The 17,355-nt window shown below is 31.1% G+C and carries 12 protein-coding genes; 7 read left to right on the top strand and 5 right to left on the bottom strand.

Features of this window, described 5'->3' with window-relative positions; all coding sequences use genetic code 11:
• Positions 1–114: 114 nt before the first annotated feature.
• Genes MW871_RS03525 through tsaD form a run of 3 tightly spaced genes read right to left on the bottom strand, consistent with a single transcriptional unit; the run spans position 115 to position 2,498 of the window.
• Positions 115–753, bottom strand: coding sequence for a DUF4159 domain-containing protein (locus MW871_RS03525; RefSeq protein ID WP_248427575.1), 639 nt, complete (start codon positions 751–753; stop codon positions 115–117).
• Between the two features lie 12 nt (positions 754–765).
• Positions 766–1,473, bottom strand: a complete 708-nt coding sequence (locus tag MW871_RS03520) for a 16S rRNA (uracil(1498)-N(3))-methyltransferase (RefSeq protein WP_210646241.1) — start codon at positions 1,471–1,473, stop codon at positions 766–768.
• 2 nt (positions 1,474–1,475) lie between these two features.
• Entirely contained in the window at positions 1,476–2,498 is a 1,023-nt protein-coding gene (gene tsaD / locus MW871_RS03515; RefSeq protein ID WP_248427574.1) for a tRNA (adenosine(37)-N6)-threonylcarbamoyltransferase complex transferase subunit TsaD, read from the bottom strand.
• Positions 2,499–2,736: 238 nt separating this feature from the next.
• On the opposite strand from tsaD, the gene MW871_RS03510 reads away from it, so the two are divergent.
• From MW871_RS03510 to MW871_RS03495, 4 genes are all read left to right on the top strand, one after another.
• Complete coding sequence (locus MW871_RS03510) at positions 2,737–7,134, top strand: translocation/assembly module TamB domain-containing protein (RefSeq protein ID WP_248427573.1); 4,398 nt, start codon at positions 2,737–2,739, stop codon at positions 7,132–7,134.
• A 366-nt stretch (positions 7,135–7,500) separates the two neighbouring features.
• Complete coding sequence (pfkA, locus tag MW871_RS03505; RefSeq protein WP_188050358.1) at positions 7,501–8,487, top strand: 6-phosphofructokinase; 987 nt, start codon at positions 7,501–7,503, stop codon at positions 8,485–8,487.
• A 165-nt stretch (positions 8,488–8,652) separates the two neighbouring features.
• Positions 8,653–9,657 carry a type I glyceraldehyde-3-phosphate dehydrogenase gene (gene gap, locus MW871_RS03500; RefSeq protein WP_248427572.1) on the top strand — a complete coding sequence of 335 codons (1,005 nt, stop codon included), beginning with the start codon at positions 8,653–8,655 and terminating at the stop codon, positions 9,655–9,657.
• 127 nt (positions 9,658–9,784) lie between these two features.
• On the top strand, positions 9,785–10,636 hold the full coding sequence (locus MW871_RS03495) for an N-acetylglucosamine kinase (protein ID WP_188050360.1): 852 nt from the start codon (positions 9,785–9,787) through the stop codon (positions 10,634–10,636).
• A gap of 65 nt (positions 10,637–10,701) precedes the next feature.
• Here MW871_RS03495 and MW871_RS03490 read toward each other — a convergent pair whose 3' ends face one another.
• Both MW871_RS03490 and MW871_RS03485 read right to left on the bottom strand, forming a co-directional pair.
• A complete protein-coding gene (locus MW871_RS03490) occupies positions 10,702–11,082 on the bottom strand; it encodes a RidA family protein (protein ID WP_248427571.1) in 381 nt (126 codons plus the stop codon).
• Between the two features lie 58 nt (positions 11,083–11,140).
• Positions 11,141–13,837, bottom strand: a complete 2,697-nt coding sequence (locus MW871_RS03485; RefSeq protein ID WP_236023933.1) for a putative LPS assembly protein LptD — start codon at positions 13,835–13,837, stop codon at positions 11,141–11,143.
• Positions 13,838–13,966: 129 nt separating this feature from the next.
• On the opposite strand from MW871_RS03485, the gene MW871_RS03480 reads away from it, so the two are divergent.
• Genes MW871_RS03480 through MW871_RS03470 form a run of 3 tightly spaced genes read left to right on the top strand, consistent with a single transcriptional unit; the run spans position 13,967 to position 17,353 of the window.
• Complete coding sequence (locus MW871_RS03480; protein ID WP_210646245.1) at positions 13,967–15,133, top strand: N-acetylmuramoyl-L-alanine amidase family protein; 1,167 nt, start codon at positions 13,967–13,969, stop codon at positions 15,131–15,133.
• Positions 15,134–15,182: 49 nt separating this feature from the next.
• The gene (locus MW871_RS03475) at positions 15,183–16,337 is read left to right on the top strand and encodes an N-acetylmuramoyl-L-alanine amidase family protein (RefSeq protein ID WP_248427570.1); all 1,155 of its coding nucleotides are present in this window, start codon (positions 15,183–15,185) and stop codon (positions 16,335–16,337) included.
• Positions 16,338–16,387: 50 nt separating this feature from the next.
• On the top strand, positions 16,388–17,353 hold the full coding sequence (locus MW871_RS03470) for an MlaD family protein (protein WP_248427569.1): 966 nt from the start codon (positions 16,388–16,390) through the stop codon (positions 17,351–17,353).
• Positions 17,354–17,355 lie beyond the last annotated feature (2 nt).

Here is a 17,355-nt window from a genome sequence, read left to right as displayed (position 1 = left end):
AACGGAATAAAACATAATTTTTTTAAAATAGTAAAGAAATTATATAATATTCTGATTCTTTGGCAGGTACTATCTTTTTTGGATAAAAAAGCGTACGTAATGTTGACTTTATTATTAGTTATTAAAAATATAACTAATAATATTAGCACCCATTTTAAGCGCTTTATCGCGAATTTCTTTGGGATCATTATTCACTTCGGCATCTTCCCATCCATCACCTAGATCACATTCGTAGGTGTAAAGCAAAACTAATTTGCTATCTACAAAGATTCCAAATGCTTGTGGACGCTTACCGTCATGTTCATGTATTTTAGGTAATCCGTTTGGAAAAGAATTAGGTTTTTGAAAAATCAAGTGACTACTTGGAATTTCAGTAAGAGGGTTATTGGGGAATATTTTTTTTATTTCTTTTCTAATGTATTGATCCATACCATAATTATCATCAATATGAAGAAAGCCACCCGCTAATAAATATTTTTTAAGGTTATCTATATCAGAATCACTAAAAACAACATTCCCATGACCAGTCATATGTATAAATGGATACGAAAATAAGTCAGGACTGCTTGGTTCTACTACTGCAGGTTTAAGTTTTATTTGTGTGTTAATGGTGGCATTACAATATTTTATCAAGTTTGGTAATGAAGTAGGATTGGCATACCAATCACCACCACCGCTATATTTGACCAAAGCAATTTCTTGCGCAAATGCTGGTAAAGTAAGCAATACTAAAAGATAAAATATTTTTTTCATTGTTTTAAATGTTTAGTCTTCGTTGACAAAAACTACACTATGACAAGCTACAATAGCTGCAGTTTCTGTTCTCAATCTAGTATTTCCTAATGACACAGGGATGTACTCATTGCTGAGTGCTAATGCAATTTCTTTTTCTGAAAAATCGCCTTCAGGACCTATTAACAGAGTAATATTTTGATTGGGTTGTAACACAGATTTAAATGTTTTTTTATCAGCATCTTCACAATGTGCGATCATTTTTACATTTTCATTGCTATTGTTTACAAATTCTTTAAAGGTGATGGCTGGATTTAATTTAGGTAGATACAACTCATTAGATTGCTTCATAGCAGCCAATAAAATTTTATCAAATCTTTCGTTATTAATTACCTTTCTTTCAGAATGATCACAGATAATCGGTGTTATTTCATGTATTCCGATCTCTGTGGCTTTTTCTAAAAACCATTCGTAACGATCATTCATTTTTGTAGGAGCTACAGCGAGATGCAATCTGAATTTGGAAGGAGGTGTTTTTTCAAACGAAATTATTTTAACGGTACATTTACTGTCTGAAGCTAAAGTTATTTCTGTCTTAAACAAAAAACCTAATCCATTTGTTACATATAATAGATCTGTATCTTTTTTTCGCAATACCTTAATAATGTGTTTGCTTTCTTCTTTATCAAAAGTGAATGTTTCTGTAGTTTCGTTTATGGTAGGGCTGTAAAATAATTGCATAGTTATAATTGTATTCTTGCTTTAGAAACAACCGCAGCTGTTTCAAAGGTTTGATTTAAAAATTTTTGATATCCAACAATTCCTATCATTGCTGCATTATCTGTTGTATATTCAAATTTTGGAATAAAGGTTTTCCAACCATAGTTGTTTTCGGCTTCCTTTAATGTTTTTCTAATACCTGAATTCGCAGAGACACCTCCTCCAATTGCGATTTGTTTAATTCCGGTTTCCTTTACTGCCAATTTTAATTTATCCATTAAAATTTCGATAATTGTATGTTGAATTGAGGCGCAAATATCATTTAGATTTTCGTCAACAAAAGCTGGATTCTCTAATTTTTTCTTCTGAATAAAATACAATATCGCTGTTTTTAATCCAGAGAAGCTAAAGTCTAATCCTGGAACTTTTGGTTTTGTAAATACAAACGCTTTCGGATTTCCTATTTGTGCATATTTATCTATTAACGGTCCGCCAGGATAGGGAAGGCCTAATATTTTTGCGCTTTTATCAAAAGCTTCACCAACAGCATCATCAGTTGTTTCGCCGATAACGGTCATTTCAAAAAAGTGATCTACCTTAATAATTTGAGTATGACCACCACTGATGGTTAAGGCTAAGAAAGGAAAAGTGGGTTTCTCAAAACCATCTTCGGCAATAAAATGAGCTAAAACATGAGCTTGCATGTGGTTTACAGCTATCAAAGGAATTTGTAATGCCAATGCCATCGATTTTGCAAAAGAACTGCCTACCAAAAGTGATCCCATTAATCCTGGGCCTTGCGTAAAAGCAATTGCAGATAACTGTTCTTTTTGTATATTTGCTTTGCGAAGTGCGGCATCAACTACGGGAACAATATTTTGTTGGTGTGCACGGGAAGCTAGTTCTGGAACAACGCCACCGTATTGGTTATGAATTAGCTGATTTGCTACAACATTTGATAGTACTTTATCGTTGTGTAAAACAGCTGCTGCTGTATCGTCACAAGAACTTTCGATAGCCAGAATAAAAACCTCGGAATTTTGCATAAAAAGGCACAAATTTTGAATTACTTTTGACAAGTCGATTATACAATTGTATTAATTTGTCAAAGTCCAAAATTAGAGAATTTTTGTCAAAGACATCCCGTTTCTCGTGGCAAAATGAAATATTAGAAAATTTAAATAATAAAAAGGTATCAAAAAAATTGTAAAAATAGCATTTCGTTCCCTCATTGGATTAATTCTCCTTTTATTGATTCTTGCCATTGCACTAACTTTGCCAGTTGTGCAAACTAAAATTGCTCATTATTTTACAAATACGATTAATAAAGATTTTGGAACAAATATCGCCATCGAAGGAGTTTCAATATCTGTTTTTGGAGGAATAAAGTTCAAAGAGGTTCTTATACGCGACCATCATAATGATACTTTAATTTATTCTCAAAGAATTGCAACCACTATTTTAGAAGGGAAAAAATTATTAGATGGTGATTTGATTTTTGATGGTTTGGAGTTAAAAGGTTTGTTGTTTAACCTAAAAACTTATAAAAACGAAAAAGACTCTAATCTTGATAAATTTGTTGCTGCTTTTGAAACTGGAAAACCCTCTACAAGAAAATTTTTGCTCAAAGCCAATAAATTACAAATACAAAATGGGCATTTTATTTTAACAGATGAGAATCGAGAAAATCCAAAAGATGTAGATTTTACAAAGTTAAATGCTTCCGTAACTAATTTTATGATTTTTGGTCCAGAGGTCACTACAACCATAAATAAGATGTCATTTTTAGATTTTAGAGGTCTGTATGTTAAAAATTTAAAATCAAAATTCTCTTATTCAAAGAAAAATATAAAACTAGAAGATCTTGATTTATTAACAAAGGAATCTACACTAGTAGGTACTGTTTTGCTAAAATATAAAATTGAAGACTTTAGTGATTTTAATGATAAAGTTTTATTTGATATTAAACTAAAATCAGCTTCAATTGCCTCAAATGATATTCGCCATTTTTATAAAGAAATAGGAAAAAATCAGCATTTTTATGTAAAAACCAAGATCACTGGGACGTTAAATAATCTTAGTCTTACTAATTTAAAATTAGTAGATGATCGCATGACGGCGATAAATGGGAATATTAATTTTAAAAATTTATTTGCTAAAAAAGGACAGCAATTTTCGATGTATGCTCAATTTGATAAGTTAACTTCAACTTATGATGATTTAGTAGTGATTTTGCCTAATATTTTAGGTAACAAATTGCCAACTTCTTTAAAGAAATTAGGAAGATTTACTGCCTCTGGAACTTCTAGTGTTTCTACAACTGCAGTTGAAGCCGATTTTTCAATGGTAACTCAACTAGGAAACGTAACATCAAATTTGGCGATTCAAAATATTGATAATATAGACAAAGCATCGTATGTTGGAAATGTGATTATGGATAATTTTGACATTGGTACCTTGTTGGAACAAAAAGATTTAGGAAGAGTTAGCCTTAATATTGATGTTGATGGAAAAGGTTTTAAACAAAAATATTTGGATACAGCCATTAAAGGTGATATTAGTAAAGTAGATTTTAGAAACTACAGTTATACAAATGTAGTAGTTGACGGAACGCTGAAAAGTCCCAAATACAAAGGTCTTATTTCGATTAGTGATCCTAATCTAACTATGACATTTGATGGTTTATTGGATATTAGCAAAAAAGACAGTCGCTATGATTTTCATGTAAATGTTGAGAATGCTGATTTAAATAAATTAAAATTAGTAAAAGATTCAATCTCTGTTTTTAAAGGAGATGTTGTGGTACAGGCTTCGGGTAATAATATCGAGAATTTTCAAGGAAATGTTTACATCAACAAGACTTCCTATAAAAATGCAAAAGACACCTATAATTTTGATGATTTTACCATAAATTCTGTTTTCGATAAAAGTAGGATAAGAACTATTACTGTTAATTCTCCTGATATTGTACAAGGAGAAATAATAGGTCGTTATGAATTTAGTCAGTTAAAAAACTTGGTTAAAAATTCTTTGGGAAGTTTGTACACTAACTTTAAACCTCACAAAGTAAAAAAGGGACAGTTTCTTAAATTTAATTTTTCAATCTATAATAAAATCATAGAAATATTTTTTCCAGAAATAGCTATCGGTGCTAATACGGTTGTTAAAGGGAATATTAATTCGGATAATCAAGAGTTTAAATTCAATTTTAATTCACCGCAAATCGTAGCTTCAGACAATACATTTGATAATATTAATATTGCTGTAGATAATAAAAACCCATTGTATAATGCTTATATAGAGTTGGATAGTATTAAAACTAAATATTACAAAATACGTGATTTTAGTTTGATAAATGTGACCATGAAAGATACCTTATTCTTTCGTTCGGAATTTAAAGGAGGTAATAATGCAGAGGATTATTACAATCTCAACTTATATCACACAATTAATAAAGACAATAATAATGTTGTAGGAATTAGCAAATCTGAGGTTAAATTTAAAGATTATTTGTGGTTTTTGAATGAGAATGAAACAACGGATAATCAAATTGTTTTTGATAAAACATTTGAAAATTTCAATATTGATAATATCATATTGTCACATGAAAATCAATCGATCACATTAGGAGGAATATTTAAAGGGCCCACGGTAAAAGATTTAAATTTAAAATTTAAAGATGTTGATTTAAATCAAATTACGCCGACGAATGATAAGTTTTTCCTCGAAGGAAATATAAATGGAGATATAAGTTTTAAGCAAAACAAGAATGTTTATCAGCCTACTGCCTCAATTGTTATTGATAATTTAAATGTAAATAAAATAGATCTCGGAGTGCTTAACTTTGATATTCAAGGCGATGAAAGCCTTAAGAAATTTACAATAAATTCAAACTTAGAAAATAAAGATTTAGAATCATTTAATGCCGACGGAAGTTTTGAAATCATTGACAAACAGACCATTTTAGATTTAAAACTTAAATTTGATAAATTTAATATAGGTACATTAAATAAATTGGGAGGAGATGTTTTGTCTAATGTAAGAGGTTTGATTTCTGGTAATGCTACTATCGAAGGTAATTTAAAGAAACCAAACATCAATGGTCGCCTTTTTCTAGATAAAGCAGGATTAACAATCCCGTATCTCAACGTTGATTATGCTTTGAGTGATAATACGATTATAGATTTAACGGATGAGCGTTTCTTATTTAGAAACAATACACTTACTGATACGAAATACGGTACCAAAGGGAGTTTGAACGGAAATATTGAACATAAAAACTTTGGCGATTGGAAATTAGATTTAGCTATTAGTTCCAAACGACTTTTGGCGTTAGATACAAAGGATAGTGAAGATGCTGCCTATTATGGTACCGCATTTATTGATGGTTCTGCCACAATCAAGGGTCCTACAAATTCATTATTTATAAAAGTAGATGCAAAGTCTGAAAAAGGGACCGCGTTCAAAATTCCTATTAATAATGCCGAAAGTGTAAGTGATAATATTTTTATTCATTTTGTCACGGAAAAAGAGAAATACAACTTGAAAAATGGTATTGTTGATAATTCTAGAAATTATAACGGATTAGAATTAGAGTTTGATTTTGATATCACACCAGATGCAGAAGTAGAAGTAATCCTAGATCGAAATACAGGTCATGGTATGAAAGGAAAAGGATTTGGATCTTTGTTGTTTAAGATTAATACTTTAGGTAAATTTAATATGTGGGGAGATTTCCAGGCGTATGAAGGAACTTATAATTTTAAATATGGTGGACTAATAGATAAGAAATTTGAGGTTAAAAAAGGAGGATCTATTACTTGGGAAGGAAACCCGATGAAAGCCCAGCTGAATCTTGAGGCAGTATATAAAACGACTGCTAATCCAGCAGTTTTATTGGATAATTCCTCTTTTAATACAAAAGTTCCAGTTGAAGTAGTAATTGGTGTTCGTGGCGATTTAACCAGTCCAGAGCCTGATTTTAACATCGAATTTCCAACAGTAAGTAACGTATTGAAATCGGAAATACAATATAAACTGAATGACAAGGATGTTAGACAAACTCAAGCCTTGTATTTATTGTCTTCTGGTGGTTTTTTAAGTCCAGAAGGAGTAAGTCAGTCCGACTTTTCAGGAAGTTTATTTGAGACTGCTTCTAGTATTTTAGGAGGGATTATTCAGTCGGATGACGATAAGTTCAAAGTTGGACTTAATTTTATTGGTGCAGACCGAAGAATAGGTCGAGAAACAGATGGAAGATTTGTGGCTACTATTTCTTCAAAGATTAATGATCGAGTTACCATCAACGGAAAATTAGGAGTTCCTTTTGGCGGTATTAATGAATCTGCGATAATTGGAGATGTAGAAGTTCTTTTCCGAGTTAACGAAGATGGAACACTAAACTTAAGACTCTTTAACAAAGAAAACGATATTAATTACGTAGGACAAGGAATTGGTTATACACAAGGGTTAGGGGTTTCTTATGAAGTAGATTTTGATACTTTTAAGGAGTTTGTGAATCAAATTTTTAAAAACCTAAAATTTGAAAAAATATCAAGTCCTGTATCCGAAGATCAAGATTCTAATTTGTCTCCAGATTACATCAATTTTCAAGGATCTAAGAAAACAAATACAGAAAAGATTAAAAAGAACCACGAGGGACTACTCCCAGAAGAAAATTAATAAAGCACCAATTTTATATTTTTATTTGCTTCGCTCCTTTATAAATTGACACTGTTTATTGAGAATGGTGTTATGAAATAAAAGGGAGCGAACCTTACTTTTTATTAAAATAAAACTTTACTGATTACATGTATTCATAAACTAATGTTGTAATTTGTTTTTTTATAAAATATAACGTGCTACTTAAAAAATGGTACATAAAAGTTAATTTTTTTTTAAAACGTTCCATTATCTTCAATTTTTTTTTGATTTGTGAAAACTTATCAACGAAAACGTTTGAATTAAAATCACTGACTCGTTTTATTAAAATCATAAGCCTTGAAAGTAATTTATGTTTGCTAATTTTACATTTTAATACATTAAATAATGCCAAAAACAATAAAAAAAATTGGTGTTCTAACCTCAGGAGGTGACGCACCAGGGATGAATGCTGCGATTCGTTCCGTTGTTCGAACATGTGCCTATCACAACATAGAATGTATAGGAATTTATAGAGGATATCAAGGAATGATCGAAGGTGATTTTAAAGATATGGGACCTAGAAGTGTAAATAACATTGTCAATAAAGGGGGGACTATATTAAAATCAGCTCGTTCAAACGAATTTAAAACTCCCGAAGGAAGAAAAAAAGCACATGAAAACCTTGTAAAAGCAGGAATAGATGCCTTAGTGGTAATTGGTGGTGATGGAACATTTACTGGAGGATTATTATTTAGTACTGAATTTAATTTTCCAATAATGGGGATTCCTGGTACTATTGACAATGATATTTTTGGCACTAGCCACACCCTTGGATATGATACTGCACTGAATACAGTGATAGAAGTTATTGATAAAATAAGAGATACAGCAAGTTCGCACAATCGTTTGTTTTTCGTCGAAGTAATGGGTAGAGATGCAGGACATTTGGCCCTAAATGCAGGAATAGGAGCAGGAGCTGAAGAAATTCTTATTCCTGAAGAAGATTTAGGATTGGAACGTCTGTTAGAATCGCTACAAAAAAGTAAAGCATCTGGCAAATCATCAAGTATAGTAGTGATTGCAGAAGGAGATAAAATAGGAAAAAACGTATTCGAACTAAAAGATTATGTTGAAGCCAATTTACCCGAATATGATGTAAGAGTTTCTGTTTTAGGACACATGCAACGCGGTGGTTCACCATCATGTTTTGATAGAGTTTTAGCCAGTAGATTAGGCGTAAAAGCAGTAGAATCCTTAATAGAAGGGAAAGAAAGTTATATGGTTGGTTTGCAATGTGATAAAATTTCACTTACTCCTTTAGATCAAGCAATTAAAGGGAAAACAGAAATAGATAGAGAATTATTGAGGGTTTCAGATATCATGTCTACCTAGTGTTTTTAAAATCTATAGTGAGAAATTAGATTTTAAAATTAAGTGCAATAGAATAAGGAGAATTCATAAAATTTTAGACACTATGTCTACCAGATTTGTTAAAGTTTATTGTGAGGAAATTAGACTTTATGTTGGGTTAATAAATAAACTAAAAATTAAAGTAAAATGTCAAAAGTAAAATTAGGAATAAACGGGTTTGGAAGAATTGGAAGAATTGTTTTTAGAGAAACTTATAATAGAGATAATGTAGAAGTAGTAGCTATCAATGACTTATTAGATGTAGATCATTTAGCATACTTATTAAAATATGATTCCGTTCACGGTCGTTTTGCAGGAAAAGTAGAAGTAAAAGAAGGTAAATTATTTGTCAATGATAAACACATTCGTGTGACTGCAGAGAAGAATCCTGCTGACTTAAAATGGGATGAAGTGGCTGTTGATGTTGTTGCTGAATGTACCGGTTTTTTTACCACATTAGAAACCGCTAATACACATATTGTTGGTGGAGCAAAAAAAGTTGTTATTTCTGCACCATCTTCAGATGCTCCGATGTTCGTTATGGGAGTAAACCACGAAAAAGCGCTTGCAACAGATGCTATTGTTTCTAATGCTTCTTGTACGACAAACTGTTTAGCACCTTTGGCAAAAGTTATTAATGATAATTTTGGTATAGTAGAGGCTTTGATGACAACAGTTCATGCAACTACTTCGACTCAAATGACAACAGACGGACCTTCAAAAAAAGATTGGAGAGGGGGTCGCGCTGCTTCTTGTAACATAATTCCATCTTCTACTGGAGCCGCAAAAGCAGTTGGTAAAGTGATTCCAGAATTAAATGGTAAGTTAACAGGCATGGCTTTTAGAGTTCCTACAACGGATGTTTCGGTGGTAGATTTAACTGTAAAAGTTGCTAAAGAAACTTCTTATGAAGAAATAATGGCAGTATTGAAAACAGCTTCTGAAACAACAATGAAAGGTGTATTAGGCTTTACTGAAGATTTAGTGGTGTCACAAGATTTTGTATCCGATCCTAGAACTTCTATTGTAGATGCTAATGCTGGTATTGGATTGAATAGCACTTTTTTCAAAATTATATCTTGGTACGATAATGAATATGGCTATTCCAGTAAACTAATTGATCTTTCTGTTCATATTGCAGGTCTAAAATAATTATATATATTTACAAATCCCGTTATCTTTATTTTTAACGGGATTTTATTTTTTATCATTACCTATTTTTGATCAGTAGTAAATGACTAAATTCTAACCCAAACCACAAAATAAAAAACAACACAAGATGAGATTAATAGTTGATAGTGGCTCTACCAAAGCCGATTGGATTGCAATAAACGAAGAGGGTAAAGTATTGTTTACAACTCAAACTTTAGGATTAAATCCAGAAATACTTGAAGGCAATGAAATTATTGATCGGTTAAATGATCGTTTTGATATTTTACAAAACAAAAAAGAAGCTACTCATTTGTTTTTTTATGGCGCTGGTTGTGGCACCGAACGTATGAAGCTTATGTTGTCACAAATTTTTAAAGAATATTTTACAAATGCGATTATATCTGTTGAAGAGGATACTTATGCAGCCGTATACGCGACAACTCCCAAGGGCGAAAAAGCAATTGTAAGTATTCTAGGTACAGGATCAAACTGTAGTTATTTTGACGGTAAAGAATTACATCAAAAAGTACAATCTTTAGGGTATATTGTAATGGATGATTGCAGTGGTAATGTTTTTGGAAAAGAATTGATCCGAAAATATTATTTTAATAAAATGCCTTTGGAACTCGCTCTTAAATTTGAAAAAGAATATGATTTGAATGCAGATGCTGTAAAAAGTAAATTGTACAAAGAGGCTAATCCTAATGCTTATCTTGCAACTTACGCTAAGTTTTTAATTCAAAATAAAGACACGGAATTTTGTAGAAAAATTATCTTTAAAGGAATGAAATCTTTTGTCAAAAATTATATTAAGCAATATGATAATTGTAAAGAAGTACCAGTACATTTTGTAGGTTCTATTGCTTTCTATTTAAAGGAGGAATTACAAGAAACTTTTGATAAATATGAGTTGAAATTAGGGAATGTATTGCGTAGACCAATAGATGGACTAATTGCTTATCATGTAACTAATAAATAAGTAAAAAAAAATCCAACATCCTACTTATATTTGGATGTTGGAATCTCTATTTCTCTTTAATTGTCTTATAAAATGGCTATCATTGAGATTTCTACATTTACATTTTTGGGCAAACAAGCTACTTGAACTGTTTCACGGGCTGGAGCCGTTTTTTCATTAAAGTAAGAACCATATACTTCATTTATTTTTGCGAAATCATTCATGTCCATAATGAATATCGTAGTTTTGACCACGTTTTCAAAGGTCATTCCTGCAGCAGTCAAAACAGATTTCATGTTTTGCATTACTTGTTCTGTTTCGCTTTCAATTGTTTCCGTAATTAATGTTCCAGTTGCTGGATTTATTGCGATTTGTCCTGAAGTATATAGTGTATTTCCTTTTAAAACAGCTTGACTGTATGGGCCAATTGGCGCAGGAGCATTCTCTGTAAAAATAATTTTTTTCATGTTTTTTCTTGTTTTTAATACTACAATTGAGCGTTGCTAAATTTAATAAACTTACTTTTTATCGATTAATAACGCTTCTTTTATCCCATTTGATGTCGCTCAACACACCAGATTTTATTCCGATGAAAAAGCCCCAATTTGCATTATTTCCAAAAGGAGACCAGTTAAAGTCCATTCTCCAACTTAGCAAATCTCTCTCAAAACGAAGTTGTGTAAAAGTTACTCCATTTTGTACAAAATCATAACCAGTAGATACGCCTGCTTTCCATTTTGGAGTTATATCTGCATTGGCAGAAATCATAATCGAATTTCCTATAATTTTATTTTCGCGATTGTTATTTCCATAGGTTAATGAATAAGCAAAAGTCATGTCCCAAGGCAATTTGGAGTTGAAAAATTCTGAAATTTTATCTACAACATCACTGTCTTCATCATTAAACTGACTTTTTCTAGTGTCGCCTAAATCTTTATTGGTACCAAATAAATCATCTTCTCGACCACCATTTCGTTGACTTTGGGTATTCTTTTCTTTGTTTTTATCTTCTTTTCCGCTACTCGAAAGAGAGTAGTTTATAGTCATATTAGAACTTGTCATTCTAAAAAGACTTCCTCCGTTATCAATATTAAATTTATTGATTCTTTTACCGGAGTTGTCAATAGCATAAGGATCTAATGTGGCGCCAAAATTCACATTCATTTTGTTCTCAAACAACTGCGTTCCACCGCTTACACGAACCGGAGCAAGAGCAAGAGTGGTAACTCCGTCTGCATTTAGATTGTAACTTGTAGAAAGATTTAAGTTGTTCAGTAACATAATTTTCTTAGGCTCTGTTTTAGTGCTATCTCGATCAGTTACTTTGGCTTCAAAAGTATTGCTTAAATCAAAACCTATATTCTGAGAATTATTCAAACCAGGAGCACCAAAAATTCCATTTTCAAATCTAGAATATTGTTTGTCCATTCTACCACTAGCATCCGAAGAATAAGTGTCGTAATATTTTTCGAAACTCGGTGTGTAACCATACGATACAGATGGTCTCATGACGTGTCGTATCGACTTTATTCTTTTGTCTTGACCAAAATTAAAAGTACCATAAATTGTTGTTCCTACACTTGATGAAAAAGAATAGGTTCTAAAGGCATCAAAACCATTAACGATTTTGTCAACTACTTTGCTTTGATCGGTATCATAACTTTTTTCTATAGTTTTTGTATACCAAATTTCCTCGTAATTTACAGCGGTTGAAGCACTAAAATACTTGAATATTTTAAAGTTAGTGCTTAATGGAATGCTGTGTTGAAATCCAATTTTTGCGTCTCTAAACATTTGAGGTTTAAAGAATAATGAGTCTGTAGTTACAATGCTATTACGACCGTTTAAGTTGTATTGTAAATTAATGTTTTTAAAGAAGCCTTTTTTAAGACCATCTTTTCCCACAAAAGGATATATTCGATCAACACTCAACTGTAAAGTTGGTAAAGTCATATTGATTTCTTCTGTTTGCGTGTTTTGTGAATGTGTTGCAGTCAATGACATTCTCACTTGCGGAACAGAATTAAACGTTTTAGAATAAGAAACTGATGAACTTAATGTATTATTTAAATTGGAACCAATATTGACCTGATTGATCGATTGCTTAAAATATTTACTACTCCCAAGATTTACAGAAGCAGAAAAACTTGAGTTAGGGCTAGATTTAGAATCTTTAGAGTGTGACCATTGAATGTTATAAATATTCTGTTTCAAATAATCTGGATACCCTCTTTCGCTAGTAATTAAATTTTCAAATCGAACATTTACGTTCCCTCTAAAATTATATCTTTTTGCATAACTGGATTCAAATCGCATTCCATAACTTCCATTGGTATAGTAATCTCCTAAAACCGTTAAGTCATAATTATCACTTAAAGCAAAATAATAACCTAAATTTTGAAGTGAAAAACCCCTTTGATTAGAGTCATTGTAACTAGGTAATATAAGACCAGAAATACTGGTTTCTTTGCTCATAGGAAAAAAAGCAAAAGGTAAAGCAATGGGCGTTGGAACATTTGCAATTACCATATTAGTTAATCCCGTGACTACTTTTTTTCCTGGAATAAATTTAACTTTATTAGTTTGGAAATAATATTCTGGATTATCAATGTCTTTTGAGGTAGTAAATCGTGCGCCTTTTAAGAAATAAACAGAGTCATTTTCTTTTTTTGTGACTGCAGCTTTAATTCTAAATTCCCCTTGTTCTGATCTAGAATTCCAAATTAATGCTTTTTTAGTTTTGAAATTAAAACGAATAGAATCAGGTTCAATAACATTGGCACCTTGCTTAAAATTTGGAAACTGAGTATATTTACCTGTAGAATCTTTTATTCTACCGGCATAAACCTCATTTTTTTCATAGTCCATTACTATTATTCCCGATTTTAACTCGATGTCCTGATAATATAATTCGGCATTATCATATAAAGTGATCAGTTTTTTCTTTTGATCTATTTTTGCATATTTTTCAGCTTTGTACTTTACTTTCCCGTCTAAAAAGGGCTTTTTAGCTAAAACAGTATCTTTTTTGATCGTGTCATTTTCTTTTTTAGTAGTTAGTAAAGGATTTTGAGCAGTACTAACTGTTTTTTTAGTGCTATCTGTCTGTTTACTAGCAGGTATAGCTGTGTTTTTTTTGATTATATCTTGTGCGTATAATTTACCAGAACCTAATGACAGGAAAAATGATAGTAAAACGATATTAAATAAGTTTGTATACAAAGGTTTAAATGCTATTTTTGTAATTTCTGGCTTGTTTTTTGAATTCTCAGAATTACATATTATTATTCGTCAAAAATAGTCAAATAAATTTATGACAGAAGTCTTTTAATTAAATTAACTTATAGCTTTATGCATAAAATATATAAAATTAAAATAATTGTAACTTTTATTTTAATGGTGATTTCGGCATCAGTATTCAGTCAATCTACTACTTTCAAAGTTACTTTAGACGCAGGTCATGGCGCACATGATTTTGGTGCTGTCTATGAAGGACGTATTGAAAAAAATATTGCACTTGCTATTGTTTTAAAAGTTGGAAAAATATTAGAAGCTACTCCGCAAATGCAGATTAATTACACTCGTAAAACGGATGTATTTATAGATTTGATCGAAAGAGCGAATATTGCCAATAGATTTAACGCTAATATTTTTGTTTCTATTCACTGTAATGCTAATAGAAATACAGCTGCGGATGGAACTGAGACTTATGTAATGGGTTTAAGTAAAGTAGCTTCCAATCTTGCGGCGGCTCAAAAAGAGAACTCTGTAATCACTTTAGAGAAAGATTATAAGCAAAAATATGAAGGGTTTGATCCTAATTCTCCTGAAACCATGATCGGAATGACTTTGATGCAAGAAGAATACCTTGATAATAGTATTTCATTGGCCAGTAAAATTGAAGATGCGTTTGCTGATTTAGGAAAAAAAATAAGAGGTGGAGGTGTAAAGCAAGCTCCTTTTATGGTTCTTCATAAAGCATACATGCCGAGAGTATTGATAGAAACTGGGTTTATTTCTAATACTATTGAAGGAAATTTATTGAACTCAGAAGAAGGCCAAAATGAAATTGCTAAAGCCATTGCTGATGCGATTGTAAGCTATAAGAAAGAATATTATGGGAACGGAGAAATAGAAATAACAGGAGAATTGCCTTCTCAAAAAATAAATGAAAAACCAATTCCTGATAATACTCCAGTAAGGCCAAAAATTACGACTCCATCAGAAGAACCAATATTGACTAAAAAACCGGTTGAAGATAATGGGAAACCTATTTTTAAAGTTCAACTTTCTGCTACTATTAAAAAGGTTGAGTTAAGTCCGAGTAATTTTAATGGCTTAAAAAATATTTCAGTTAGTTTTGAAAATAATGTTTACAAATACATGTATGGCGAAACAACAGATTATAATGAAGCCAAACAAGATTTGCAAGAAGCTAAAAGAAAAGGATATAATACTGCATTTTTAATTGCTTATAAAAATGGTGAAAAGATTAATGTTCAGGACGCTATTAAATAATTACATTTTAAAATAATAAATTCAAATTTTAATCAAACATACTACTATTTTGAAGTTAATTAGAAAGATTAAATTCTTATATATAATCCTATTTTTACTTTTTTCTTTATCCATTTTTTCTCAATCAAATACTAAATTTGTTGTTATTCTAGATGCGGGACATGGTGGTAAAGATCCAGGAAATTCCTATAATGGATTTATAGAAAAAGAAATTGCTCTAAAAACTGCATTGAAATTAGAAAAATATCTTAAAAAAGAAAAAGACATCGATGTAATTCATACCAGAAAAACAGATGTTTTTATCGAATTAGTAGATAGACCCAGAAAAGCAAATACGCTTCATGCCAATTTATTTGTATCTATACATTGTAATTCAGTAAAAAATCCCATCCCTTATGGTACTGAAACTTTTGTTATGGGGTTAGCCAGAAGTCAGGGGAATCTAGAAATTGCTAAACAAGAGAATTCTGTAATATTGTTTGAGAAAAACTATAAGCAAACTTATAAAGGATTTGATCCCAAAAAACCCGAAACGCTTATAGGATTAAAGATGTTACAAGAGGATTTCTTAGATCGAAGTATTCAATTGGCCTCTAAGATCGAAAATAATTTTATAAATCAACTGAATCGTAAATCAAGAGGTATAAAACAAACTCCTTTATGGGTTTTAGACGCTGCTTATATGCCAAGTGTATTGATCGAATTAGGCTTTTTATCTAATAAAAAAGAAGGAATCTATCTTAATTCTGCTGCGGGTCAGGAAAATATGGCCAAAGCTATTGCTACTGCAATTATTTCCTATAAAAAAGAATATTTTGGTTCTGGTTACAATAAAAACATGGAACAAAGTAAATACAAAAAAGGAAATGTTACATCAACAAAAGAAAAAGCAAAAAATAGTGTTCTTGAGGAGACCAATAATAAAAAAAAACTAAAGGTTGAAGATGATGGCATTCTCTTTAAAGTTCAGTTTGCGACGGGAAAACAAAATCTTAAATTAGTTCCGTCAAACTTTAAAGGATTAAAAAACGTATCGGTAAGATCTACTAACGCAAGCTTTTATAAATATTCCTATGGAGCCACATCAGATTACAGTGAAGCCAAAAAGAATTTGAAAGAAGTGCAATCCAAAGGCTATTCTTCAGCGTATATAATTGTATTCAAAGACGGAAAAAATATTAGTCTTGAAGAAGCGCTTAAATAATAGTAACAAGTCAAATATTTTATATTAAATTTGTAAAAAATACTTAAATTTTGAAAATAACACGAGAAATTAAAACAGCTATTTTAGTTATAGCATCTATATTATTATTTATTTGGGGCTACAGTTTCCTTAAAGGAAGAGACCTATTTACTAATTACAAAACTTTTTATGTTGAATATAAAAGTGTAGAAGGTTTGGCTACCTCTGCTCCAGTTACTTTAAATGGTTTAGTCGTGGGTAAAGTAAGTAGTATTACTATTAATGAAAACACAGGTGCTTTGTTGGTAGAATTACAGTTAAAAACTGATTTCCCAATCTCTCAATCGAGTGTGGCATCTATTTATGAGCCCGGTTTTATTGGTGGAAAACAAATTGCAATAATCCCGAACTTTGCTGATAAAACTTTAGCAGTTGATGGACAAAAGTTACGAGCAGGTGTGAAAATGGGTCTTACTGATAAAGTAGGAGATCAATTAGCGCCACTACAAGAAAAGCTTGAGAAATTATTAGGTAGTACTGAAAAATTAATTTCTGGACTTAATAATGTTTTAGACCAAAAAGGGCAACAAGATTTAAAACTTACGCTAGCTGAATTGAGCAAAACCATAGAACAATTTCATATTGCTTCAAAAAGTGTAAATGGTTTATTAGATACTAATAAAACTCAAATAAACGGAGTTGTTACTAACTTTAGTAAAATAAGTGATGATTTTTCTAAAATATCTTCCTCTCTTAATAAAGCAGATTTAGGTAAAACAGTACAAAATCTAAATACAACTTTAGCAAAAGTAGATGGTATTGTTACTGGGTTAGAATCTGGAAAAGGTTCTATGGGTAAATTACTAAACGATGAAGCTTTTTATCAAAATATTAAAACTTCAACAAAAGAACTAGAATTATTATTACAAGATGTACGACTTAACCCAACACGTTACGTTAATATATCTGTTTTTGGAAAGAAAAATAAACCTTATGTGGCTCCTGAAAAGGACTCTGTATCTACTGTAAAAAATTAGTA

Source organism: Flavobacterium pygoscelis (assembly GCF_023162025.1).
GTDB classification, from domain to species: Bacteria; Bacteroidota; Bacteroidia; order Flavobacteriales; family Flavobacteriaceae; genus Flavobacterium; species Flavobacterium pygoscelis.
Note: the sequence above shows the minus strand (reverse complement) of the source record. Positions and strands in the feature narration are given on the sequence as shown.